Below are 22,924 nucleotides of genomic sequence, written 5' to 3' on the forward strand. Positions count from 1 at the left end.
CGAGGGGAGCCCACCATGACGGCCAAGATCCTGATCGTGACCGGCGACGCGGCGGAGTCGCTGGAGGTCCTCTACCCCTACCAGCGCCTCCGCGAGGAGGGGTACGAGGTCCATATCGCCGCCCCCAGCCGCAAACAGCTCCGCTTCGTGGTCCACGACTTCGAACCGGGCTACGACACCTACACCGAGAAACCCGGCTACTCCTGGCCCGCCGACCTGGCCTTCTCCGAGGTCGACCCCGGTCAGTACGTCGCCGTCGTCGTCCCCGGCGGCCGGGCCCCGGAGTACCTCCGCAACGACCCCGAGCTGCGCAAGATCCTCAAGTCCTTCTTCGACACCGACAAGCCGGTCGCCCAGATCTGCCACGGCCCGCTGCTCACGGCCGCCGTGGACGCGCTGTCGGGCCGCCGGGTCACCGCCTACCCCGCGCTCGAACTCGACATGCAGGCCGCCGGCGCGACCTTCCAGGACGCCGAGACCGTCGTCGACGGCACCCTGGTCTCCGCCCGCGCCTGGCCGGACCACCCCGGCTGGATGCGGGAATTCCTCACGGTGCTGCGGGCGAAGGCGCCGGTGACGTGACGTAGAGCGACGGGGCGGAGGGCGGGGGTCAGGCGGCGAGCCGCTCGGCCTCCTCGACGGCCTCCTCCAGGGTGTCCACGACGGGCACCCCTTCCACCACTTCCAGGCTGGCCCGGCTGTGGGAACCGCCGGTGTAGAGCACGGCCTGCGCGCCCACGTGCCGGGCGGCGACGGCGTCGTCGGCGGCGTCCCCGATCACCACGGTCCGTCTCGGCTCCACACCCACGAGCCGCCGCAGATGCCGCACCATGTGCTCGGTCTTGCTGCCGCCGGAGGGCCCGGTGCGCCCGTCGACCCGGACGAAGTGCGGCTCGATCCCGAACCCGCGCACCAGCGGAACCAGCTCCTCGTGCACATACATGCTCAGAATCGACTGACTGCGCCCACCGGACAGCCAGCCGGCGAGGAGGCCGGGCACCCCCTCGGTCAGCCCACAGGCGACCCGGTGCTCGGCGTAGTACCGGTGAAAGACCACGTCCATGGCCTCCCACTCCTCGTCCGTGGGCAGCCGCCCGATCAGCCGCTCATAGAACTTCGGCACCGGCACGCAGTACAGCTCCCGGTACCGCTCCAGCGTGATCGACTCGATCCCCAGCTCCGCGAACGCCGCGTTCGTCGCCCCGATGATCGCCTCGTTGTCATTCAACAAGGTCCCGTTCCAGTCCCAGACGATATGCGCCCCGACGCCATTCATCCCCATGCCCAAAACGTACCCCCCACCACCGACAACGCATTCCCCAGCACCCCGCCCCACCTAGCGGCGGGCACAGGCCCACTCAGTGGCGGGCAATCGTGCCGCTAGGGGCGGCACGGGTGGGCGCAGCGGCACCCGGCAAGCGCCGGCAAGCGAAACCCCGCCCCGGCTCAGCCCCAGCAGAGGGCGCCGCACACCAGCCCCGGCCCAGCCCCCGCGGGGAGGGGCGCCGCACACCACCCCCGCCCAGCCACGCCCCGGCCCCAAAACCCCGCTCAGCCCCCCAGCCCCACAAGGTTCGGAATCTCCTGCGTCGCATACCAGAGCAGCTCATGATCATCCGCCCCGTCCACGATGAACTGCGCATCGTCATCCCCCTGATCCGCCGCCCCCAACGCATCCGCGGCCTCCCCCACCTCCCCCTCCGCCTCCAGCGAATCGACATGCACAGCCGCCGCCTTCGCCAACGACACCGGCCCAGCCACCCGCACCTCCCCGAGCGCCACCGGATCAAGCCCCCGGTCGGGATCGGCCACCGCGTCCCGGTCCGCCACATCCACGGCCACGACCACCCTCCGCCGAGCCGCCCCAGGATCCACGGCCACCAGCCGCAACGACGCGAGCGCCGCCCGATTCAACGCCGCGTACTCCAACTCCTCGATGTCGTCGGACAGATACCACTCCCGCAGAGCCGGCGTGACGGCGTACGCGACGAACGCCCCCTCCCCCAGCTCCCCCGTCTTGTACGCCTCGGCGAGCCCGGGAAGGGTCAGGGGGACGTAGACGCGCATGGCAGGCCGCTTTCGTAGTCGTGATCTCGGAACACCTCGGAGCGGAGCGCATTCCGACGGCCCCACGACGCCTCCGAAGCGCCTTCAGGATACGTGCGGACGTCCCCTTTCGAGCCCCCGCCCACCCCTCCGTACGCGTCCACCCCAGGCCCGCCGGCTCACCCGGCACACCCCCGCCCCACCGGGCCCGACCCCCCTCCCCATCCCCCTGATAGGTGAACTTCCCCCGCCCCCGGCCGGCCCCCGCCCGCCCCTTGCGACGTCCCCCTCCGGCCTCGTACAAGATCCCCAACGCCAAGTTACTTACCGGTACCCGGCGGCCTCACCGACACCCGACGAACGGGGATCTCCGATGAACAAGGTCATGACCAGGACCAAGCGCCACCCCGGCACCCGCCCGCCCGTCCGCCACGACCCCCGCCGCCCCGGCCGCACCCCGTCCCGCCCGACCCCGGCAGCCAACCGCCCCTCCCCGACCCACTCCCACTCCCCAGCCCCCACCCCGCCCGGCGCCAGTTCCCACCCCCGCCCCACCGACCGCCCCACCGACCGCTTCGCCGACCTCCTCCTCGCCGTACTGAGCGGCCGCCGCCCGGTCCACAGCATGCTGCGCCACACCGCGGGACGGGCCTACGACGAACTGGCCCGCCTGGCCGAGGCAGGCCCCCTGAGCACCCCGTACGGCGCCCACCCCGTCATCCGCGACATCGGCTACTACGTCGCCGCCCCCGGCGCCCTGGAGGTGTTCGCCCGCATCGGCGCCGGCGACCGCCTCCGCGCCATGGCCTTCCGCCTGGAACACGGCCCCGACCACCGCTGGCGCTGCACAGCCGTCGAACTCGGCGGCCCGAGGCCACCCCACCCGACCGACGACTGAACACACACGAAGGGCCGGACAGACGAAGGGCCGGACACCCGAAGATGCCCGGCCCTTCAAAGCCCTTCAAAGCCTCACGGCCTACCGCTCACTTCTTACGGCGACGGCTGGTCTTCCCCTGCTGCTTGCGGCGCTCCGCCCGCGTGAGGCCGTCCGCCTCGGAGCGGACGGGCTCGTCCTCGGGCAGGTCGCCCTCGACGATGCCACCCTCGCCGTCGACGGTCGGCGCGGAGAAGTGGAGACGGTCCCGACGCTGCGGCGCCTCAAGACCCTTCGCCCGGATCTCCGGCCGGGACGCACCCGCCTGGGCCGGCACCGCGTCGGTCTTCTCCAGAGACGGCTTCTTGTCCTCGACCGGAACCTCCTCGACCTGCTGCTCGACCTGGACCTCCAGGTTGAACAGATAGCCGACGGACTCCTCCTTGATGCCCTCCATCATGGCGGTGAACATGTCGAAGCCCTCGCGCTGGTACTCGACCAGCGGGTCCTTCTGGGCCATCGCGCGCAGGCCGATGCCCTCCTGGAGGTAGTCCATCTCGTAGAGGTGCTCACGCCACTTGCGGTCCAGCACCGACAGCACGACCCGCCGCTCCAGCTCCCGCATGATCTCGGGGCCGAGCTGCGCCTCACGCGCCTCGTACTGCTCGGTGATGTCGTCCTTGATGGACTCGGCGATGAACTCGGCGGTCAGCCCGGCCCGGTCCCCGGCGGCCTCCTCCAGCTCCTCGACGGTGACCTTCACCGGGTAGAGCTGCTTGAAGGCGCCCCACAGCCGGTCGAGGTCCCACTCCTCGGCGAAGCCCTCGGCGGTCTCGGCGGTGATGTACGCGTTGATGGTGTCGTCCATGAAGTGCTGGATCTGCTCCTGCAGGTCCTCGCCCTCCAGGACGCGCCGGCGCTCGCCGTAGATGACCTCGCGCTGCCGGTTGAGGACCTCGTCGTACTTGAGGACGTTCTTCCGGGTCTCGAAGTTCTGCTGCTCGACCTGCGACTGGGCGGAGGCGATCGCGCGAGTGACCATCTTGTTCTCGATCGGGACGTCGTCCGGCACGTTCGCCATGGACATCACGCGCTCGACCATCTGGGCCTTGAAGAGCCGCATCAGGTCGTCGCCCAGCGACAGGTAGAAGCGGGACTCGCCCGGGTCGCCCTGACGGCCGGAACGACCGCGCAGCTGGTTGTCGATCCGGCGGGACTCGTGCCGCTCGGTGCCGAGGACGTACAGCCCGCCGAGGTCCTTGACCTCCTCGAACTCCGCCTTGACGGCCTCCTCGGCCTTCGCGAGCGCCTCGGGCAGGGCGTGCGCCCACTCCTCGATGTGCTCCTCGGGGTCGAGGCCGCGCTGCCGCAGCTCCGCCTCGGCGAGGTCGTCGGGGTTGCCGCCGAGCTTGATGTCCGTACCGCGGCCGGCCATGTTCGTCGCGACGGTCACGGCGCCTCTGCGGCCGGCCTGGGCGACGATCGTCGCCTCCCGGTCGTGCTGCTTGGCGTTGAGCACCTCGTGCTGGACACCGCGCTTGCTCAGCTGCTGCGACAGGTACTCGGACTTCTCGACCGACGTCGTACCGACGAGGATCGGCTGGCCCTTCTCGTGCTTCTCGACGATGTCGTCGACGACCGCCTCGAACTTCGCGACCTCGGTGCGGTAGATCAGGTCGGACTGGTCCTTGCGGACCATCGGCCGGTTGGTCGGGATCGGGACGACACCGAGCTTGTAGATCTGGTGGAACTCGGCGGCCTCGGTCATCGCCGTACCGGTCATGCCGGACAGACCGGGCTGTTCCTTGCCGTTGTGGTCGTGGCGCTTGTAGAGGCGGAAGAAGTTCTGCAGGGTGATCGTGGCGAGCGTCTGGTTCTCGTCCTTGATGTCCACCCCTTCCTTCGCCTCGATCGCCTGGTGCATGCCCTCGTTGTAGCGGCGGCCGGCGAGGATACGGCCGGTGTGCTCGTCGACGATCATGACTTCGCCGTCCATGACGACGTAGTCCTTGTCCTTCTTGAAGAGCTCCTTCGCCTTGATGGCGTTGTTCAGGTAGCCCACCAGAGGGGTGTTGACCGACTCGTAGAGGTTGTCGATGCCCAGCCAGTCCTCGACCTTGCCGACACCGGACTCGTGGATGGCGACCGTGCGCTTCTTCTCGTCGACCTCGTAGTCGCCGGTCTCCTCGATGCCCTTGAGCTGGTTGCCGGGCTCGCCCTTCTTCAGGCGCGTGACCAGCTTGGCGAAGTCGCCGTACCACTTGGTGGCCTGGTCGGCCGGGCCGGAGATGATCAGCGGCGTACGGGCCTCGTCGACGAGGATGGAGTCGACCTCGTCGACGATCGCGAAGTTGTGGCCGCGCTGGACCAGTTCGTCCTTGGACCACGCCATGTTGTCGCGGAGGTAGTCGAAGCCGAACTCGTTGTTCGTGCCGTACGTGATGTCGCACGCGTACTGCTCGCGGCGCTGGGCCGGCGTCATGTTGGCGAGGATGCAGCCGACGCTCAGGCCCAGGAACTTGTGGACGCGGCCCATCATCTCGGAGTCGCGCTCGGCCAGGTAGTCGTTGACCGTGATCAGGTGGACGCCCTTGCCGGACAGCGCGTTCAGATACGCGGGCAGGGTGCCGACGAGGGTCTTGCCCTCACCGGTCTTCATCTCGGCGACATAGCCGAGGTGCAGGGCGGCGCCGCCCATCATCTGCACGTCGTAATGACGCTGGCCGAGGGCGCGCTTGGCGCCCTCGCGGACGGTGGCGAACGCCTCGGGGAGCAGGTCGTCGAGGGTCTCACCGTCGGCGTACCGCTGCTTGTACTCCTCGGTCAGGGCGCGCAGCTCGGCGTCGGAGAGGTCGACGAAGTCCTCTTCGATGGAGTTGACCTGGTCCGCGATGCGGTGCAGTTTGCGCAGGATCTTGCCTTCGCCTGCACGCATGATCTTCGAGAGGACGGACACGGGGGTTTGTCTCCTTGCCGGTCGGGCCTGGGACGGTCGGTTTCAAATGACACTTGGCAGTTTTAAATCACAGCTTGAGCAACGGCCATCGTAAGCGAGGACCCCGCCGTGCCGGGAGGTCTGGCAGTGACAGCTACCAGGACAACGGGTGTGCGTTGCGGATGGTGCCGCGTTCCGCCCACGAAATGCGCGAATTGTGACCGCCCGCTCACCCACCGCTCGCCCGTCGTCCTCGCGCCGGTCGCGGAACGGCCTCAAACACGATGGCGCCCTCCGGCCCCACCGAGCAGAATCGCCCGATGGAACCCGTCACCCTGACCACCGAGCGCCTGCTGCTGCGCGCCGTGGACCGGCGCGACACCGAGACGGTGTACGCGGCCGCCCAGGACCCGGACATCCAGCGCTGGACCACGATCCCCTCACCGTACTCGCGCGAGCACGCGGAGAGTTTCGTCGAGCACGCCGTCCCCGAAGGCTGGGCCAACGCCTCCATGTTCACCTTCGGCCTCTTCCTCCCCGGCGGCGAGCTGGCGGGCATGCTCGGCATCACCATGCGTTCCGTGGGCACCGGCGAGATCGGCTTCTGGGCCACGAAGGAACACCGCCGCAACGGCTACATCGCCGAGGCCACCCGCGCCGCCGCCCGCTGGTCCTTCACCACCCTCGGCCTCGACCGCCTCGAATGGCGGGCCGAGGTGGGCAACACCGCCTCCCGCGCCGTCGCCGAACACACCGGCTTCACCCTCGAAGGCACCCTCAGATCCGCCCTCCCCAGCAACGGCACCCGCCGCGACTGCTGGCTCGCCTCCCTACTCCCCTCAGACCTCTCCCTCCCCTCCCCCACCCCCTACCTACCGTCCCACCCCAAGTAACCGAACAAATCCAAACCCCACACCACCCACCCCACACCACCCACCCACCCCACCCGCCCCTCACGACCGAGGACAAGCCCACGCCCCACCCACCCCACCCGACGCTGGCGGACGAGGACCAGCCCGTATCCCACCCAGCCCGTCCGGCGTTTGAGGACGAGGCCGAAGGCCGACAGGGGGGTCTGGGGGCGCAGCCCCCAGGGGCGACCGGGGTCGAAGGGGCAGCGCCCCTGGTGATGGGACGGGTAGGGGCGGCGGGGGCGAAAAACTCGGCACCCGCACCGACCCAACCCCCTGCACCCACCCACCCCCACCCCCATCCCCGCAGCTCACCCCCACACTGTCAGTCCCCTCCCCTACCCTGCGGAGCATGACCTCCCTCCCGCGCCCCACCACAGAACTCACCGCAGACGAGGCCCGCCGCATCGCCCTACGGGCGCAGGGCTTCCTCGGCGCCCCGGACCGCAGATCCGGCGTCCGCGGCGTCCTGCGACACCTGGGCGCGGTCCAGCTCGACACCATCTCGGTCCTCGCCCGCTCCCACGAACTCATCCCGTACGCCCGCCTCGGCGCGGTCGGCCGCACCACGGTCGACAAGGCCTACTGGACGGACACGCACGCCTTCGAGTACTGGTCCCACGCCGCCTGCATCCTCCCCATCGAGGAGTGGCCCCACTTCGCCTTCCGCCGCCGCGCCTACCGCGCCCGCCCCCAGTGGGGCCACCAACTCCCGGACGGCGCCTACGACCGCGTCGTCAAACAGCTCCGCACCGAGGGCCCCCTCACGGCCACGGAACTGGGCGGAGCCAAGCGCACCAGCGAGTGGTGGGACTGGTCCGGCGAGAAGGTCGCCGTGGAACGCGCCCTGATGTACGGCGAGGTGGTCTGCGTGGAACGCCGCGGCTGGAAGCGCGTGTACGACCTCGCCGAGCGCGCGATCCCCGCGGACCTCCTCCATGACGAGCTGGACGACACGGAGTGCGTACGCCGCCTGGTCCGCCTGGCCGGCGAGGCCCTCGGCGTCGGGACCCGCGCGGACATCGCCGACTACCACCGTCTCAGAGGCGAGCAGTTCGACGCGGTGGTGGCCGACTCGGGCCTGGTCCCGGTGACGGTGGAGGGCTGGGCGAAGCCCGCGTGGGCCGACCCGGCGGCCCTGGCCGCACCGCCGCGCGGCCGCCACCGCACCACGCTGCTGTCCCCGTTCGACTCCCTGATCTGGGAACGGGCCCGCACAGAACGGATCTTCGGCTTCACCCACCGCCTGGAGGCGTACGTCCCCAAACAGAAGCGCGTGCACGGCTACTTCGCGATGCCGGTCCTGTCCGGCGGCCGACTCGTCGGCCGTGTCGACCCCGCCCGCGACGGCCGCACCCTGGTCGCCAAACAGGTCACCCTCGACGGCCCCAAGGCGGTCCCGGCCGTGGCACAGGCCCTCCGGGAAGCGGCGACCTGGGTGGACTGCACGGACGTGCGCGTGGAGCGGACGGACGCCCCGGAACTACGCGATCCCTTGCTGCGCGCCCTGTCCTGACGGATCTGAGGGATCCGACGGATCTAGCGAATCTCGAGAATCTTCTCCCGCATCGCGTACACCACGGCCTCCATCCTGGAGTGCAGCTGCAGCTTCTCCAGGATGTTGCGCACATGGTTCTTCACGGTGTTCTCGGAAATGAACAGTTCCTTGGCGATGTCCCGGTTGTTCATCCCGGTCGCCACGAGCTTGAGCACTTCCAGTTCCCGGTCCGTCAGCCGCGGCGCCGGCACGAGCCGCCGTTCGTCGGTCCGCTGGATCATGGACTTGAACTCGGTGAGCAATTTCGACGCCATCGAGGGGCTGATCTGCGACTGCCCGTCGGCGACCGCGCGAATGGCGGTGGCCACCTCGTCCGTGGAGATCTCCTTGAGGAGATAACCCGTCGCCCCCGCTTTGATCGCGTCGTAGAGGTCGGCCTCCTCGTCGCTGATCGTCAGCATGATGATCTTCGCGCTGGGGGCCACCTCCTTGATGGAGGTGCACGCCTCGATACCACCGCGCTTGGGCATCCGCACGTCCATCAGCACGATGTCCGGCAGCAGATCCGCGGCCTTGTCGACCGCCTCCGCCCCGTCCCCGGCCTCGCCGACGACCTGGATGTCCTCCTCGGCGGCGAGCACGATCTCCAGACCGCGGCGGAAGAGCGCGTGGTCGTCGACGACAAGGACCCGGATCGGCTCCTTTCGCGAGGAGCCCGCGGCGGAGCCCATGCCACCGGCGCCGTCGTCGGCGTCCTGGTCACGCATCGGTCCGAAACTGCTGTCCGCCATCGTTCCTCCCCCTGAGGCCGTGGCCTGTGTTTCTGTGCCATTGCCAACCCAAGGCAACGGCCCCCCGGTTGGGGCCGGTTCGGCCATGATTTCATGCCCGGCCCGTCCTGCGGTGACAGAGCGGGCAGCAAGGGGTCGCACACCGGTGCCCCTGGGGGCGCACGAACGCTCCAGGGGCACCGGCTCAGCTGTCACCCGGCGCGGTCAGCCACCGAGCGCGCCACCCGCGGCGTCCGCGTGCGCCTGGGCGACCATCGGGTCCGTACTGAGGTGGATCACGCCGTAGTCGTAGGCGTGCCGCCGGTAGACGACACTGGGTTCCTTGGTCTCGGAGTCGACGAAAAGGTAGAAGTCGTGCCCGACCAGCTCCATCTCGTAGAGAGCCTGGTCGAGGGTCATCGGGGACGCCACATGGGTCTTCTCGCGGACGATGAGGGGGCCTTCGCCCTTCACCTCCAGCGAGCCGATCCGCTTGGTGGGCACGCCGTCGGGCTGCTCCTCGTCGGCGACGTATCCATTGCCGTTGAGGGTCGCCACGCCCGGGACGTGGTCGGCGACCTCCGCGGCCGTGAGCCTGCGCGCGCCTCGGCGCGTGTAGCGCTTGTCGTGCTGCTTACGCAGCCGGGCTTCCAGCTTGTCCGCCGCCAGGTCGAGCGCCGCATACGGATCGCTTGCCGCTGCCTCCGCCCGGATCACCGGTCCGCGGGAGTGGAGCGTGATCTCCACCCGGTCACTGCGGTCGGCCTGTCGGGGGTTGGGCTCCTTGGACACCTCGACGTCGAGGCTGATCACCTTGCCGTCGAGCTTCTGGATCTTCTCCAGCTTCAGCTTCTCGGCCACGTGCTTGCGGAACCGCTCGGGCACCTCGGTCTTGCGGCCCTTGACGACGATGTCCACGCAGAACTCCGTTCCCGGATCGCTCCGCTCCACTGGCGGAGCATCTCCCTTGTGCACCAGGTTCCGGTGACTCCCGGAACCGCGGACTCGGTGACTTCCACCTCCTCCTCCCCCGTGGGCAAGATCTCCACCCACCTGCATGGGGTGATTCGGAAAACCCGCAGCACAGCATTCGGATATGTGGTGAACGGCCGGGGCCATTCCCTCACAACCGAACATATCTCGCTCGGACGGATGTCGTCACCCTCTACCGAGACGTACCTCCGTTCAGGTGAATTGGCCCTCTTACCACCTGCAACGATGCAAGATCTCTGTCAGTTCCGGTTTATTTGGAAAGAGTCGGGCGGCCCGGCGACCACCGCCGCTCTGATGCCGTCTCCGGCTCCGTCCGCACCCGCCATTCCCGTCACCCCTCGTGTTCGCACCCCGTCCTCCGCCTTTCGTTCCAGATCGAACTCCCTAGTCCCGGCCGCCCACCCGTCCCGGGCCGCCCGGACCGCCCGTGCCGCCTCGGCGAGCGAGGCACCGGTGGTCATCAGGTCGTCCACCAGCACGACCACACCACCGCCCAGCAGCCGGGTACCCCCGGCGGCCACCTCCAGCGCACCCGCGAGGTTGTCCAGCCGCTGCCGGGAGTCCAGCCCCGACTGGTCGGCCACGGCCCGTCGCTGCCGCAGCACCCCGGCCACCCGCGCCGGCGTCCCGGTACGCCGCAGCTCCCCGGCCGCCGCGAGCGCGATCCGCCGAGCCGGGTCGTGCCCCCGCGCCCGCACCGCCCGCCGCGCGGACGGCACCGGAACCAGCAGCACCGGCCCGTCACCACCCACCCGTACGGCCCCTGCCAAGGCCGTGCCGAGCGGTCCGGCGAGCGCCAGCGCACCCCGTTCCTTGTGCGCGATGAGCGTGGCCCGCACCGCGTCCTCGTACGGCGCCGCGGCGTGCACCACAGGCAGCCCCGACGGCTCCGGAACCGGTCGCACCCGGCACGGTGCGGCCCCGGTCAGAGCCGCGCGGCACTCCGGGCAGAGCACCGCGCGAGGCCTCCCACAGCCTCCGCACTCGGCCGGCAGCACCAGATCCGTGAGGTCCTGCCACCACCCCCGCATGCCCACCACTGTGCCAACGCATGCGAGACGCTGCCACCCCTGTGGACAACCGCCTGTGGACAACTCACCGCAACCACAAGGGCGTTGTCACCCACACGAATGACGGGTGCCCGAAGAAGACCGAGTGCCACCACAAAATGACCGAACCGGTGGCGCCGAATTCAGCCACCGGACACACGGCCCCGCCTCGCCCCGCCCTCACCCCGGATAGACCGGCGCCGACCCTTCCTTGACCACCGTCTGCCACTGCTCGCCCGGCGACAGCCGGACGATCCCGTCGGCCGAGTGCGCGACCAGCGGCTGGCTCTCGTCCTCCGACGCGGCGATCTCCTCCACACCCGTGAGCGCGGAGGGCCCGGAGTCCGGCATCGGGGAACCGTCGACCCGGACGTACCGCACCTGCTGCACACCACCGGATTCGCGGCCCACGACCACCAGTTGGCTGTCGCCCGCCCACGACATGGCGGTGACGTCCTCCAGATCCGGTGTCACGGACCGCAGTTCGACGATCGAGACGGTGGTGCTCTCCGCGTCGGCGTCCCGCTCGATACGCCCGATGTACAGCGCCCGCTTGCCCTCGTGCTCCAGGATCAGCGCGACCCGCACCCCGTCGGCGGCCACCCGCACCGCCTCGATCCGCCCGTCGAGGTTGGGCGTCCTGACCTCCAGCGGCTCCCCCATCCCGTCCGCCAGAACCAGCAGCCGGGGCTTCTTCGGGTCCCGGTCGGCCACCCACAGGTCACCCCGCCCGTCCCAACTGGGCGTCGTCAGCCGGTCCTTCGCGGAGGCGCCGGTGCTGCGCAGCACCGGCTCGCCGAGCGCGCCCCCCGCCGTCAGCGGCGACACGTACAGCTCGCTCCCGTCGGCCGACACCCCGGCCGCCCGGTCCTCGTCCCGCGACACCGCGGCGGACCGCAGCTGCTTCTCGCCCTCACCGAGCGCACCGGGAACGGCCGTCGGCGTGGTCAGCGACTTCCCCTCGGGCAGCCGGACGAGCCTGTGCTCACCGTCGATGAAGTACTCGTACGCCGCGCTCTTGCCGTAGCCGTGCGAGGCGATGAGGTTGGCCTCGCCCGCACCGACCTCGCACAGCAGAGTGCCGGTCGACCCCTGCAGTTCCACCGTGTCCACACCCGTGGGCATGTAGTCCTGGAGCGTGAAGAGGAGTTGGGCGGCCATCTCCTTGCACCGGCTCTCCGAGACCCGGTCGGCCTTCTTGTTCAGCGGCACGACCAGCCTGTTCTGGTCGTCGGGGGTCAGCGCCTTGGTGCCCTTCAACAGGGCCGTACCCGACGGGAAACTCGTCCTCGCGACCGGGTTGAGCCAGCTGGTGGGGCCCTTCAGCAGGTCCCGGACCACCTGGGTCACCGGGTCGACCTGGCTGCGCACATAGACCGGGTCGGCGACCGTCCCCGGCTCCCCGGACTGCGCGGCGGAGGTGAAGTAGTACTTGTTGATGGACTTGTAGTTGCGCTCGAAGTCCGACCGACCGAGCACCACGCCCGGCGGCAGCGCGTCGATACGCCACTGCTGGGTGTCCTTCACGCGCGTGAGGTGCACGGTCTTGCTGTACTCCCCACCGGCGGGCGTGTACGCGTGCTGCCCGTCCACCAGGGCGACCTTGGTACCGGACAGCTCGATCCGGGCCTCGTCGGCCTCCGGCCGCTTCCCCGTGACATGGGTGTAGGGAATGGGCGACGCCACGAGGACCGTGGTCGACTCGCCCGGCTCCCACGTCTTGAGCGCGTCGCCGGTCAGGTACTTGCGCGCCGTCTCGTAGTCCAGATCGTCGCTGGTCAGGGCCTCCAGGAAACCCTGCACGATCTCCTTCGGCTCGGCGTCCTCCGCGGGCGGCAGCGCGAAGACCCGCACCTTCGCGTCCTGCCTCGGCGTGGACTCGACGTCACGCATGTCCCCGCTGTCCGGCATCGAGGCGCACCCCGCCAGCAGGACGGATCCGATGCCGAGGTACACGGTCGCCCGCACCGGACGCCCTCGGCCGCGTTTCGCGCGGTCAGCGCCCACGGAATGCCTCCCCCTGCTCGTGCTGCCGCTCCGCGTCGCTGTCGGCCGGCCGCTCCTCGGCCCGCCCCGCGTTCTCGTCGGACCGCCGCGCCGGCGGAGCCTGGGGCGGTGCCGCGGACGGCACACCGGGCCGGGGCACCACACGCGCGCCGTTGCCCGGCAACGCCGTCGGATCGGCCGTGGGAGCCGGTCCGGCGCCCGGACGTGGCCCTATGGCCGTCCGCGCGGCCCCGTGCTCACCGGCCTGCACCGGCACCGTGGCGAGCTTGCCCCCGCCGCCGAGCGGCAGTCCCGCGTCGTTGAGTCCGCGGTTGCGCCGCGAGTCCTTCGGCTCCAGCGGTATCGGGGAGCCCCGCAGCGGCTCGTCCGCCGTCCTCGGCAGAGTGAGCCGGAACTGCGAACCGCCGCCCGGCTCCCCCCACGCCTGCAGCCAGCCTCCATGCAGCCGGGCGTCCTCCAGGGCGATGGACAGCCCCAGTCCCGTACCGCCGGTCGTACGCGCGCGTGCCGGGTCGGCCCGCCAGAAGCGGCTGAACACACGGGTCGCCTCGCCCGGCTTGAGTCCCACCCCGTAGTCCCGCACCGCGACCGCGACCGCGCCGCCCGCCGCCGCCAGCTTGACCACGACGTCCTTGCCCTCGCCGTGCTCCACGGCGTTGACCACGAGGTTGCGCAGCACCCGCTCCACCCGCCGGGCGTCGGCCTCGGCCACGACGGGCTGCTGGTCGCCCACCACCCGTATCCGCGTGCTCTTGCGCTCGGCGAGCGGCTCGGCCCCGCTGACGACCTTCCGCACGACCTCGCGCAGGTCTATCGGTTCGGCCTCCAGGGCCGCCGCGCCCGCGTCGAACCGGCTGATCTCCAGCAGATCCGCGAGCAGCGACTCGAACCGGTCCAGCTGGTCGGCGAGCAACTCGGCCGACCGCGCGGTCACCGGGTCGAAGTCCACGCGCGCGTCATGGATGACGTCCGCCGCCATCCGCACGGTCGTCAGCGGCGTCCGCAGCTCGTGCGACACGTCCGAGACGAACCGTCGCTGCATCCGCGACAGGTCCTCCAGCTGCTGGATCTTCAGCTGCAGGTTCTGCGCCATCTTGTTGAAGGCCTCGCCGAGCCGCGCGATGTCGTCCTCGCCGCTGACCTTCATCCGCTCCTGGAGCCGCCCGGCGGACAGCCGCTCGGCGATCCCGGCCGCCATCCGCACCGGCGTGACGACCTGCCGCACCACCAGCCAGGCGATGGCCCCGAGCAGCACGACGACGAACAGCCCGGCCGTCGCCAGCGTCCCCTTGACCAGGCTGAGCGACTTCTCCTCCTGGGTGAGCGGGAAGAGGTAGTACAGCTGGTACGGCCTGTTGTTGGGGTCGTTGACCTGCTTGCCGATGATCAGCCCCGGCTGGGACTCCTGGCCGTTGTCGTAGTGGATACGCGTATAGCTCTGGACGGCACTGGTGCCGTCGTCGACGCGCTCACGCAGCTCCACGGGCACGCTGAGGTCCCACTGCACGCCCCCGGAGACACGTGGTCCGAGCCCCCCGGTGTCGCCGTCGGCGGAGGCGGGGCTCAGTGACACGACGTCGAACGCGCCCTGGCCACCGCTGGACAGCGAGTTCACCAGGGTCGTCATCCACTCGACGACGTTCTGCACCCGGTCGCCGTTCGGATCCGCGTCGTTCCCGGCCGCGCTCGCCTCGTCGTCCGCCTTCTGCTCGGCGGCCGTGAAACCGCCGGTGGCCTGGCTCTGCGAAGCCTTGACCTTGGCGTCCAGCAGACCGTTGCGGACCTGCCCGATGACGACGAAGCCCAGCAGCAGCACGACGCTGAGCGACATCAGCAGGGTCGTCACGACGATCCTGAGCTGGATGTTGCGCCGCCACAGCCGCATCACAGGCAGCAGCGGACGGCGCACCCAGCGCATGAACAGCCTCAGGACCGGGCTGCCCTGGACTCCGCCCTGAAGCAACCCGCCTTCGAGGAGACGCCCCCAGCGGGAACCCGACGACTTCCGGCCGACAGGCCGCTCCGCGCGGGTCCCCGGCTGGCCGGGCGCCGAAGCGGCACTGTCACCGGACATGTCAGCTGGGTCCTGCCTTGTATCCGACGCCACGGACGGTCACCACGATCTCCGGCCGCTCCGGGTCCTTCTCGACCTTGGAACGCAGCCGCTGCACATGCACGTTCACCAGACGGGTGTCCGCCGCGTGGCGATACCCCCAGACCTGCTCCAGCAGGACCTCACGAGTGAACACCTGCCACGGCTTGCGCGCCAGCGCGACCAGCAGATCGAACTCCAGCGGGGTCAGCGCGATCGACTGCCCCTCCCGCTTCACCGAGTGCCCGGCCACATCGATGACCAGGTCACCTATGGCGAGCTGCTCCGGCGCCGGCTCCTCCGACCGCCGCAGCCGCGCCCGGATCCGGGCCACCAGCTCCTTCGGCTTGAACGGCTTCACGATGTAGTCGTCCGCGCCCGACTCCAGGCCGACCACCACATCGACGGTGTCGCTCTTGGCCGTGAGCATCACGATCGGCACCCCGGACTCCGCCCTGATCAGACGGCACACCTCGATCCCGTCCCGGCCCGGCAGCATCAGATCCAGCAGCACCAGATCCGGTTTGGCCTCACGGAACGCGGCCAGCGCCTTGTCGCCGTCGGCTACGAAAGACGGCTCAAAACCTTCACCACGCAACACAATGCCGAGCATCTCGGCCAGTGCGGTGTCGTCGTCGACGACAAGGACTCGTCCCTTCATGAATGCCATCATCCCATTAACTAAATCGTTACCTGGCGTGACCTGTCACACAGCTCGGCAAGCGCATCACCGGTCACGGGCGACACGGCCCCCTCCTCGGTGACGATCGCCGTCACCAGCTCGGGCGGCGTCACATCGAACGCCGGGTTGTACGCCTGGGTTCCCAGGGGTGCCACCGCGATCCCACCTCCCGCCTCCCCTCCCGCCACCGGCACCTGAGGCGCGGTGATCTCCGTCACCTCATGACCGGCACGCTGTTCCACCTCGATGGACGCCCCGTCCGGGGTGTCCGGATCCACCGTCGTCACCGGCGCCACCACGATGAACGGCACGTGGTGATACCGGGCGAGCACCGCGAGCGGATAGGTACCGACCTTGTTCGCCACCGATCCGTCGGCGGCGATCCGGTCGGCCCCCACCAGCACCGCGTCCACCTCTCCGGCCGCGAACAGCGAACCCGCGGCATTGTCCGTGAGCAAGGTGTACGCCATTCCGCTGCGCGCCGCCTCATAAGCGGTCAGCCGGGCACCCTGCAGCAGCGGCCGCGTCTCGTCCACCCACAGCCTCCGCAGCCGCCCCGACCGATGGGCCGCGAGCGCCACCGCGAACGCCGTGCCCTCACCGCCCGACACCAGCGACCCGGTGTTGCAGTGCGTGAGCACCCGGTGCCCGCCGCCCGGCAGCAGCTCGTCGAGCAGCGCCAGCCCGTGCGCGGCCATCCGGGCACTGGCCTCGGCGTCCTCCCGGTGCAGCGCCCGCGCCGCGGCCAGCGCCGCCCCGGCGGCCTCCTCCCGGTCGCCCGTCCGGCCGAGCTCGGCCCGGTGCGCGGCCCGCGCCCGGCGCACACCCACCGCGAGGTTCACCGCGGTGGGCCGGGCACCCTCCAGCGCGTCGGCGGCCTCGTCCACGTCGAACCCGCGCGCGGCGGCGAGCGCGACCCCGTACGCCCCGGCGATCCCCAGCAGCGGCGCCCCGCGCACGGCGAGCGAACGGATCGCCTCCACCAGCGCGGGCGCGTCCGTGCACACCAGCTCGACCTCCTCGGCCGGCAGTCTCGTCTGGTCCAGGAGGACCAGGACCGGGCCCTCGGGGGGCTCGTCCCAGCGGATCGCCGGTATCCCGGTCGGCCGGATGTCGTCGCCGGATCGCGCGTACTGATCAGCCATGCGGTCAGTCTGCCCCCTATCCGTCGGACAATTGAAGGTGCGCAGCGCATACGGCCCCCGGTCACTTCCCGGACACCGCGTGGCACGATGGGCGCCAACCTGCCGCCGCGACCGCGGACGGGCACCGTGAAGGAGCGACGATGAAGGACACTCCGGGCTGGGCCTCGCCCGGATCCGCCCCCTCGGGTGGCCAGGAGCCGGACCAGCAGGGCTCCGCGCAGCCGACGGACCACCAGGACCGAACCGGCGCCGACCAGGCGCAGCCGGCCGACCAGAGCGGCGCAGACCAGACGCAGCCGCCGTCCAAGTGGTCCAAGGAGCAGCCGCCGCCCGCCCAGTGGTCCGCTCCGACCCCGCAGGCCCCCGGCCAGACCCCGCCCCCACCGCCGCCCGTCCCGGGCTGGGGCGGCCACCCCGGCCCCCAGCACCCCGGCCAGGGCGGCTACGGCCCGCCCGGAGCCCCCGGCGGCCACCCCGGCTACGGCGCCCCCGGCCCGGGCCACGGCACTCCCGGATGGGGCGGCGGCTGGGGCGGCCCCCCGCCCGCGGCCAAGCCCGGTGTGATCCCGCTGCGCCCGCTCGGCATCGGCGAGATCCTCGACGGCGCCGTCTCCACCATGCGCACCCACTGGCGCACGGTCCTCGGCATCTCCCTGGCCGTCGCGGTCGTCACCCAGATCGCGGTCATCCTGCTCCAGGGCCTCGTCCTCGACGACGCCGCGAGCTCCGACGCCCTCAGCGACCCGACCGCCACCCCCGGCGAACTGGGCCGCGCCCTGAGCGACACCCTGGTGAGCACCTCCGTCGTCCTGGTCATCTCCCTGCTGGGCACGATCATCGCGACGGCCCTGCTCACGACCGTCACCAGCCGCGCGGTCCTCGGCAGGTCCGTGACCACCGCCGAGGCCTGGCGGGACGCCCGCCCGCAGCTCTTCCGGCTGGGCGGCCTGACCGTCCTGCTGCTCGTGATCGCCGCCCTGATCATGGCCGTCGGCGTCCTGCCCGGCATCCTCCTCGCCGGCACGGGCCCCGTGGCCGCGGCCGTCCTCCTCGTCGTCCTCGGCGCACTCGGCGGGTTCGTCGTCACCGTGTGGCTGATGATCCGCTTCTCGCTCGCCTCGCCCGCCCTGATGCTGGAGAAGCAGGGCGTCCGCAAGTCGCTGGGCCGCTCCGTGAAGCTGGTGCGCGGCTCCTGGTGGCGGGTCCTCGGCATCCAGCTGCTCGCCGCGATCATCGCCTACGTCGTCGCGTCGATCGTCGTGATCCCCTTCTCCTTCGCGGGCGCGGCCCTGGACGGGGACGGCATCTCCGGCCTCATCACCACCGGCGGCGCCGGTCTCGGCTGGACCTACCTCGTCATCAGCGGCGTCGGCGCGGTGATCGGGTCCACGCTCACCTTCCCGATCAGCGCGGGCGTCACCGTGCTCCTCTACATCGACCAGCGCATCCGCCGCGAGGCCCTCGACCTCGAACTGGGCCGCGCCGCCGGCCTCCAGGGCTACGGCGACGCCCCGGGCGCCACCCCGGGGAGCTGATGGGGTGAGACTGCCGGGGGGAGCACTCACAGCCGTACCGATGTCATGGCGCTCTGCGGACGAGCCGCCCGTCACCCTCCCGCGCGACCCCGCGCGGGAGGCGGCCGAGCGCGAGCTGTCCAAGGGCATGTACCACGAGAACGACCCCAGTTGGTACGAGCGCGCCATGGACGCCTTCTGGGAATGGCTCGACAAAGTGTTCGGCGCCGCCTCGGCCGCCACCCCCGGTGGCACGCTCGGCCTCGTCGTCATCGTCCTGGCAGTCCTGGCCCTCCTCGCAGCACTCTGGTGGCGCCTCGGCACCCCCCACCGCGCCCCGGCCTCCTCCGCCACGCTCTTCGACGACCGCCCCCGCAGCGCCGCCGAACACCGCGCGGCCGCCGAGGCACAGGCCGCCCAGGGCCACTGGAACCAGGCCGTCCAGGAACGCATGCGCGCCGTCGTCCGCTCCCTGGAGGAACGCGCCCTGCTCGACGTACGCCCCGGCCGCACCGCCGACGAGGCGGCCTCCGAGGCCGGCTCGGTGCTCCCCGCCCACGCGGACCGACTCCACACCGCCGCCCGGGACTTCGACGACGTCACATACGGCGGCCGAGCCGCGGCCGAGGGAACGTACCTCCGGCTCACCGCCCTCGACACCGACCTGGAACACACCAGGCCCGCGCTGGCGAGCAGCACCCCGAGCACCACGAACACGGCCCGCAGCAGCCGCCCGGGAGCCGCCGAATGACCACCGAGGCCACGCTCCGGTCCACCTCGGTCTCGCCCACGGCCCGCCAGGTGTGGACCCGCGCGCGCGGAGTCGTGCTCGCGGCGGTGATCCTCCTGGCGGCGGCCGCCGTGATCGCCGTGATCCGCTCCGGCGCCGAACACGGCCGCCTGGACCCGCGCTCCGCCGACACCGACGGCAGCCGAGCCGTCGCCGAACTCCTCGACGACCGGGGCGTGTCCACCCGGCTGGTGACCACCCTCGACGAGGCGAGCGCCGCCACCGGCCCCGACACCACGCTCCTGGTCGCGGTCCCGGACCTGCTGACCGACTCGCAGCAGGCGCGCCTCCGCGCGGCGACCGAGGCCTCCGACGGCCGCACGGTCCTCGTGGCCCCCGGCTCCCCGTCCGTGAGCACCCTCGCCCCCGGCGTCACCGCCGACGCCGCCCTCAGCCTGGACTCCACCCTCACACCCCGCTGCGAACTGCCCGCCGCCCGCCGCGCGGGCAGCGCCGACACCGGCGGAGTCCGCTACCACGTCACCGCCCGCGCGGCCGACACCTGCTACCCCGAGGACGGCCTGCCCACCCTGGTACGCGTCCCCGCGGCCGAGGGGGACGGCGACACCGTCGTCCTCGGCGCCCCCGACATCCTCCTCAACAGCAGCCTCGACGAGCAGGGCAACGCCTCCCTCGCCCTCCAACTCCTCGGCTCGCGCCCCCATGTGGTCTGGTACCTCCCCTCGCTCTCCGACTCGGCCCCCGACTCCGGCGACCGCAGCTTCTTCGAACTGCTCCCCTCGGGCTGGCTCTGGGGCACCCTGCAACTCTTCGTCGCCGGCGCCCTGGCCGCCCTCTGGAGGGCACGCCGACTCGGCCCCCTGGTGCCCGAGAAACTCCCCGTCGCGATCCGCGCCTCCGAAACCGTCGAAGGCCGCGCCCGCCTCTACCGCAAGGCCAACGCCCGCGACCGCGCGGCCGCCGCTCTTCGCTCCACCACCCGCACGCGCCTCGCCCCCCTCGTAGGTGTCCCCGTCCCCCGGGCGCACACGCCCGAGGTCCTGCTCCCCGCCCTGTCCGCCCACCTCCACGGCGACGGACAGCCCCTGCACGCCCTCCTCTTCGGCCCGCCGCCCGGCGACGACACGGCCCTCATCTCCCTCACCGACCAACTCGACGCCCTCGAAAGAGAGGTACGCCGTCCATGATGGACCCGACCACTGACAACGCCGGGACCACCGGGGACCCGGGCACCGCCCGAGCCTCCCTGGAGGCCCTGCGCGCCGAGATCGCCAAAGCCGTGGTCGGCCAGGACCCCGCCGTGACCGGCCTAGTCGTCGCCCTCCTCTGCCGCGGACACGTCCTACTGGAAGGAGTCCCTGGGGTCGCCAAGACGTTGCTAGTCCGCGCCCTCGCATCCGCGCTCGACCTCGACACCAAGCGCGTCCAGTTCACCCCGGACCTCATGCCCAGCGATGTCACCGGCTCCCTCGTCTACGACACCCGCAGCGCCGAGTTCTCCTTCCAGCCCGGCCCAGTCTTCACCAACCTGCTCCTCGCCGACGAGATCAACCGCACGCCCCCCAAGACCCAGTCGTCCCTCCTCGAAGCCATGGAGGAACGCCAGGTCACGGTCGACGGCACCCCGCGCCCGCTCCCGGACCCGTTCCTGGTCGCCGCGACCCAGAACCCGGTCGAGTACGAGGGCACCTACCCCCTCCCCGAAGCCCAGCTGGACCGCTTCCTCCTCAAACTGACGGTCCCGCTTCCCTCCCGCCAGGACGAGATCGACGTCCTCACCCGCCATGCCGAGGGCTTCAACCCACGCGACCTGCGCGCCGCCGGCGTACGCCCCGTCGCGAACGCGGCCGATCTCGAAGCCGCCCGCGCCGCCGTGGCCAAGACGACGATCTCCCCCGAGATCACCGCCTACGTCGTGGACATCTGCCGAGCCACCCGCGAATCCCCGTCCCTCACCCTCGGTGTCTCCCCCCGAGGCGCCACGGCCCTCCTCGCGGCCTCCCGCGCCTGGGCCTGGCTGACGGGTCGCGACTACGTCATCCCCGACGACGTCAAGGCACTCGCGCTCCCGACCCTCCGCCACCGCGTCCAGCTCCGCCCCGAGGCCGAGATGGAGGGCGTGACGGCCGACTCGGTCATCAACGCGATCCTCGCCCACGTCCCCGTCCCCCGCTGATGGCCCCCACCGGACGCGCCGCACTCCTCGCGGCCCTCGGCGCCCTCCCCGTGGGCCTCTGGGAACCCAGTTGGACAGGCGTCCTCGCCGTGAACGCCCCCCTGGCCCTCGCGTGCGCCTGCGACTACGCCCTCGCCGCACCCGTGCGCCGCCTGGGCCTCCTTCGCTCCGGCGACACCTCCGCACGCCTCGGCGAGACCGCGGACGTCACCCTCACGGTCACCAACCCCTCGAACCGCCCCCTGCGAGCCCACATCCGCGACGCCTGGCCGCCCAGCAGCTGGCTGCCCGGCTCCGAAGTGACGGCCTCCCGCCACCGCCTCACGATCCCCCCGGGCGAGCGCCGCCGGATCATCACCCGCCTGCGCCCGACCCGCAGGGGGGACCGCCAGGCGGACAGGGTCACGATCCGCTCGTACGGCCCCCTCGGCCTGTTCGCCCGCCAGGGCAGCCACAAGGCCCCCTGGACCGTACGCGTGCTGCCCCCGTTCACCAGCCGCAAGCATCTGCCGTCCAAACTGGCCCGGCTGCGCGAACTCGACGGCCGCACCAGCGTCCTGACCCGAGGCGAGGGCACGGAGTTCGACAGCCTCCGCGAGTACGTCCCCGGCGACGACACCCGCTCCATCGACTGGCGCGCCACGGCCCGCCACTCCTCGGTGGCGGTACGCACATGGCGCCCCGAGCGCGACCGCCACATCCTCCTCGTCCTGGACACCGGCCGTACGTCAGCGGGACGTGTCGGCGACGCCCCCCGGCTCGACGCCTCGATGGACGCGGCTCTCCTCCTGGCCGCCCTCGCCTCCCGCGCCAGCGACCGCGTGGACCTCCTGGCCTACGACCGCCGTGTCCGAGCCCTCGTCCAGGGCCGCACCGCGGGCGACGTTCTCCCGTCCCTGGTCAACGCCATGGCCCCACTCGAACCCGAACTCGTGGAGACGGATTCCCGAGGCCTCACCGCCACCGCGCTCCGTACGGCCCCTCGCCGCGCCCTGATCGTCCTCCTCACCACCCTGGACGCGGCCCCGGTCGAACAAGGTCTCCTCCCGGTCCTGTCCGGGCTCACCCAACGCCATTCCGTCCTGGTCGCCTCGGTCGCCGACCCGCACATCGCACACATGGCCGACTCCCGAGGCACCACGGACGCCGTCTACGAGGCCGCGGCAGCCGCCCAGGCCCAGGCCGACCGCCACCGCACCGCGGACCAACTCCGTCGTCACGGCGTCACGGTCGTCGACGCCACCCCGGACGACCTGGCGCCGGCCCTGGCGGACGCCTATCTGGCACTGAAGGCGGCAGGACGCCTGTAATTTCCCTAATTCCTCCCGGGGGGAAGCCCCCGGAAATGCGAAAAGGCCCACACCATAAGGTGTGGGCCTTTTCCAATATTTGTTCGGCGGCGTCCTACTCTCCCACAGGGTCCCCCCTGCAGTACCATCGGCGCTGTAAGGCTTAGCTTCCGGGTTCGGAATGTAACC

The 22,924-nt window shown here is 71.3% G+C and carries 19 protein-coding genes and 1 rRNA gene; 9 read left to right on the forward strand and 11 right to left on the reverse strand.

The annotated features are described in order from the left end of the window. The first annotated feature begins 15 nt into the window (after nt 1–15). On the forward strand, nt 16–582 hold the full coding sequence (locus ACZ7MG_RS30270; RefSeq protein WP_471392861.1) for a DJ-1/PfpI family protein: 567 nt from the start codon (nt 16–18) through the stop codon (nt 580–582). A gap of 28 nt (nt 583–610) precedes the next feature. Here ACZ7MG_RS30270 and ACZ7MG_RS30275 read toward each other — a convergent pair whose 3' ends face one another. Further along, the gene (locus ACZ7MG_RS30275) at nt 611–1,282 is read right to left on the reverse strand and encodes an HAD family hydrolase (RefSeq protein ID WP_471392858.1); all 672 of its coding nucleotides are present in this window, start codon (nt 1,280–1,282) and stop codon (nt 611–613) included. A gap of 269 nt (nt 1,283–1,551) precedes the next feature. Then, the gene (locus ACZ7MG_RS30280; RefSeq protein WP_471392855.1) at nt 1,552–2,067 is read right to left on the reverse strand and encodes a DUF6912 family protein; all 516 of its coding nucleotides are present in this window, start codon (nt 2,065–2,067) and stop codon (nt 1,552–1,554) included. 352 nt (nt 2,068–2,419) lie between these two features. Here ACZ7MG_RS30280 and ACZ7MG_RS30285 point away from each other — a divergent pair, with 352 nt between their 5' ends. Then, entirely contained in the window at nt 2,420–2,944 is a 525-nt protein-coding gene (locus ACZ7MG_RS30285; protein ID WP_471392852.1) for an Rv3235 family protein, read from the forward strand. 88 nt (nt 2,945–3,032) lie between these two features. On the opposite strand, the gene secA is transcribed toward ACZ7MG_RS30285, so the two are convergent. Continuing rightward, the gene (secA, locus tag ACZ7MG_RS30290) at nt 3,033–5,879 is read right to left on the reverse strand and encodes a preprotein translocase subunit SecA (protein WP_471392849.1); all 2,847 of its coding nucleotides are present in this window, start codon (nt 5,877–5,879) and stop codon (nt 3,033–3,035) included. A 299-nt stretch (nt 5,880–6,178) separates the two neighbouring features. On the opposite strand from secA, the gene ACZ7MG_RS30295 reads away from it, so the two are divergent. Together ACZ7MG_RS30295 and ACZ7MG_RS30300 are read left to right on the forward strand one after the other, a co-directional pair. Further along, on the forward strand, nt 6,179–6,751 hold the full coding sequence (locus ACZ7MG_RS30295; protein WP_471392846.1) for a GNAT family N-acetyltransferase: 573 nt from the start codon (nt 6,179–6,181) through the stop codon (nt 6,749–6,751). Between the two features lie 370 nt (nt 6,752–7,121). Further along, nucleotides 7,122–8,285, forward strand: coding sequence for a winged helix-turn-helix domain-containing protein (locus tag ACZ7MG_RS30300; protein WP_471392843.1), 1,164 nt, complete (start codon nt 7,122–7,124; stop codon nt 8,283–8,285). Between the two features lie 23 nt (nt 8,286–8,308). Here ACZ7MG_RS30300 and ACZ7MG_RS30305 read toward each other — a convergent pair whose 3' ends face one another. The 7 genes from ACZ7MG_RS30305 to mtnA form a co-directional block, all read right to left on the reverse strand. Further along, nucleotides 8,309–9,058, reverse strand: a complete 750-nt coding sequence (locus tag ACZ7MG_RS30305) for a response regulator (protein ID WP_086762034.1) — start codon at nt 9,056–9,058, stop codon at nt 8,309–8,311. A 204-nt stretch (nt 9,059–9,262) separates the two neighbouring features. Further along, nucleotides 9,263–9,955: a ribosome hibernation-promoting factor, HPF/YfiA family gene (hpf, locus tag ACZ7MG_RS30310; RefSeq protein ID WP_404818913.1), complete on the reverse strand. Its 693-nt coding sequence runs from the start codon at nt 9,953–9,955 to the stop codon at nt 9,263–9,265. A 314-nt stretch (nt 9,956–10,269) separates the two neighbouring features. Continuing rightward, nucleotides 10,270–11,061, reverse strand: a complete 792-nt coding sequence (locus ACZ7MG_RS30315) for a ComF family protein (RefSeq protein WP_471392840.1) — start codon at nt 11,059–11,061, stop codon at nt 10,270–10,272. Between the two features lie 198 nt (nt 11,062–11,259). Next, the gene (locus ACZ7MG_RS30320) at nt 11,260–13,086 is read right to left on the reverse strand and encodes an LpqB family beta-propeller domain-containing protein (protein ID WP_471392837.1); all 1,827 of its coding nucleotides are present in this window, start codon (nt 13,084–13,086) and stop codon (nt 11,260–11,262) included. Then, nucleotides 13,076–15,160, reverse strand: a complete 2,085-nt coding sequence (gene mtrB, locus ACZ7MG_RS30325) for an MtrAB system histidine kinase MtrB (protein WP_471392836.1) — start codon at nt 15,158–15,160, stop codon at nt 13,076–13,078. Before mtrB ends, ACZ7MG_RS30320 begins: the two co-directional genes overlap by 11 nt. Before the next feature lies 1 nt (nt 15,161). Continuing rightward, the gene (mtrA, locus tag ACZ7MG_RS30330) at nt 15,162–15,851 is read right to left on the reverse strand and encodes a two-component system response regulator MtrA (protein WP_189823911.1); all 690 of its coding nucleotides are present in this window, start codon (nt 15,849–15,851) and stop codon (nt 15,162–15,164) included. 8 nt (nt 15,852–15,859) lie between these two features. Continuing rightward, nucleotides 15,860–17,005, reverse strand: a complete 1,146-nt coding sequence (mtnA, locus tag ACZ7MG_RS30335) for an S-methyl-5-thioribose-1-phosphate isomerase (protein ID WP_471392832.1) — start codon at nt 17,003–17,005, stop codon at nt 15,860–15,862. A gap of 140 nt (nt 17,006–17,145) precedes the next feature. Here mtnA and ACZ7MG_RS30340 point away from each other — a divergent pair, with 140 nt between their 5' ends. From ACZ7MG_RS30340 to ACZ7MG_RS30360, 5 genes are read left to right on the forward strand one after another with little or no spacing between them, the layout of a single operon-like run. Further along, on the forward strand, nt 17,146–18,540 hold the full coding sequence (locus ACZ7MG_RS30340; RefSeq protein WP_471392829.1) for a DUF7847 domain-containing protein: 1,395 nt from the start codon (nt 17,146–17,148) through the stop codon (nt 18,538–18,540). 40 nt (nt 18,541–18,580) lie between these two features. Further along, nucleotides 18,581–19,270: a DUF4129 domain-containing protein gene (locus ACZ7MG_RS30345; RefSeq protein ID WP_471392827.1), complete on the forward strand. Its 690-nt coding sequence runs from the start codon at nt 18,581–18,583 to the stop codon at nt 19,268–19,270. Further along, a complete protein-coding gene (locus ACZ7MG_RS30350; protein ID WP_471392824.1) occupies nt 19,267–20,457 on the forward strand; it encodes a DUF4350 domain-containing protein in 1,191 nt (396 codons plus the stop codon). The genes ACZ7MG_RS30345 and ACZ7MG_RS30350 overlap by 4 nt, the downstream gene beginning before the upstream one ends. After that, nucleotides 20,457–21,446 (forward strand): AAA family ATPase, encoded by a 990-nt coding sequence (locus ACZ7MG_RS30355; RefSeq protein WP_471393366.1) that lies wholly within the window; start codon nt 20,457–20,459, stop codon nt 21,444–21,446. The genes ACZ7MG_RS30350 and ACZ7MG_RS30355 overlap by 1 nt, the downstream gene beginning before the upstream one ends. Next, nucleotides 21,446–22,756 carry a DUF58 domain-containing protein gene (locus tag ACZ7MG_RS30360; protein ID WP_471392821.1) on the forward strand — a complete coding sequence of 437 codons (1,311 nt, stop codon included), beginning with the start codon at nt 21,446–21,448 and terminating at the stop codon, nt 22,754–22,756. Before ACZ7MG_RS30355 ends, ACZ7MG_RS30360 begins: the two co-directional genes overlap by 1 nt. Nucleotides 22,757–22,837: 81 nt before the next feature. Here ACZ7MG_RS30360 and rrf read toward each other — a convergent pair. After that, nucleotides 22,838–22,924: ribosomal RNA gene (rrf, locus tag ACZ7MG_RS30365) — 5S ribosomal RNA — on the reverse strand; the annotation flags it as partial.

The organism is Streptomyces sp. NPDC107538, from assembly GCF_055657445.1.

What these genes read in the sequence shown, in the direction of transcription:
- ACZ7MG_RS30350 (WP_471392824.1), top strand. Translation starts at nt 19,267, where the DNA reads ATGACCACCGAGGCCACGCTCCGGTCCACCTCGGTCTCGCCCACGGCC.
- mtrA (WP_189823911.1), bottom strand. Translation starts at nt 15,851, where the DNA reads ATGATGGCATTCATGAAGGGACGAGTCCTTGTCGTCGACGACGACACC.
- ACZ7MG_RS30360 (WP_471392821.1), top strand. Translation starts at nt 21,446, where the DNA reads ATGGCCCCCACCGGACGCGCCGCACTCCTCGCGGCCCTCGGCGCCCTC.
- mtnA (WP_471392832.1), bottom strand. Translation starts at nt 17,005, where the DNA reads ATGGCTGATCAGTACGCGCGATCCGGCGACGACATCCGGCCGACCGGG.
- mtrB (WP_471392836.1), bottom strand. Translation starts at nt 15,160, where the DNA reads ATGTCCGGTGACAGTGCCGCTTCGGCGCCCGGCCAGCCGGGGACCCGC.
- ACZ7MG_RS30295 (WP_471392846.1), top strand. Translation starts at nt 6,179, where the DNA reads ATGGAACCCGTCACCCTGACCACCGAGCGCCTGCTGCTGCGCGCCGTG.
- ACZ7MG_RS30355 (WP_471393366.1), top strand. Translation starts at nt 20,457, where the DNA reads ATGGACCCGACCACTGACAACGCCGGGACCACCGGGGACCCGGGCACC.
- ACZ7MG_RS30280 (WP_471392855.1), bottom strand. Translation starts at nt 2,067, where the DNA reads ATGCGCGTCTACGTCCCCCTGACCCTTCCCGGGCTCGCCGAGGCGTAC.
- ACZ7MG_RS30345 (WP_471392827.1), top strand. Translation starts at nt 18,581, where the DNA reads ATGTCATGGCGCTCTGCGGACGAGCCGCCCGTCACCCTCCCGCGCGAC.
- ACZ7MG_RS30285 (WP_471392852.1), top strand. Translation starts at nt 2,420, where the DNA reads ATGAACAAGGTCATGACCAGGACCAAGCGCCACCCCGGCACCCGCCCG.
- ACZ7MG_RS30300 (WP_471392843.1), top strand. Translation starts at nt 7,122, where the DNA reads ATGACCTCCCTCCCGCGCCCCACCACAGAACTCACCGCAGACGAGGCC.
- ACZ7MG_RS30315 (WP_471392840.1), bottom strand. Translation starts at nt 11,061, where the DNA reads ATGCGGGGGTGGTGGCAGGACCTCACGGATCTGGTGCTGCCGGCCGAG.
- ACZ7MG_RS30275 (WP_471392858.1), bottom strand. Translation starts at nt 1,282, where the DNA reads ATGGGGATGAATGGCGTCGGGGCGCATATCGTCTGGGACTGGAACGGG.
- ACZ7MG_RS30270 (WP_471392861.1), top strand. Translation starts at nt 16, where the DNA reads ATGACGGCCAAGATCCTGATCGTGACCGGCGACGCGGCGGAGTCGCTG.
- ACZ7MG_RS30340 (WP_471392829.1), top strand. Translation starts at nt 17,146, where the DNA reads ATGAAGGACACTCCGGGCTGGGCCTCGCCCGGATCCGCCCCCTCGGGT.
- ACZ7MG_RS30305 (WP_086762034.1), bottom strand. Translation starts at nt 9,058, where the DNA reads ATGGCGGACAGCAGTTTCGGACCGATGCGTGACCAGGACGCCGACGAC.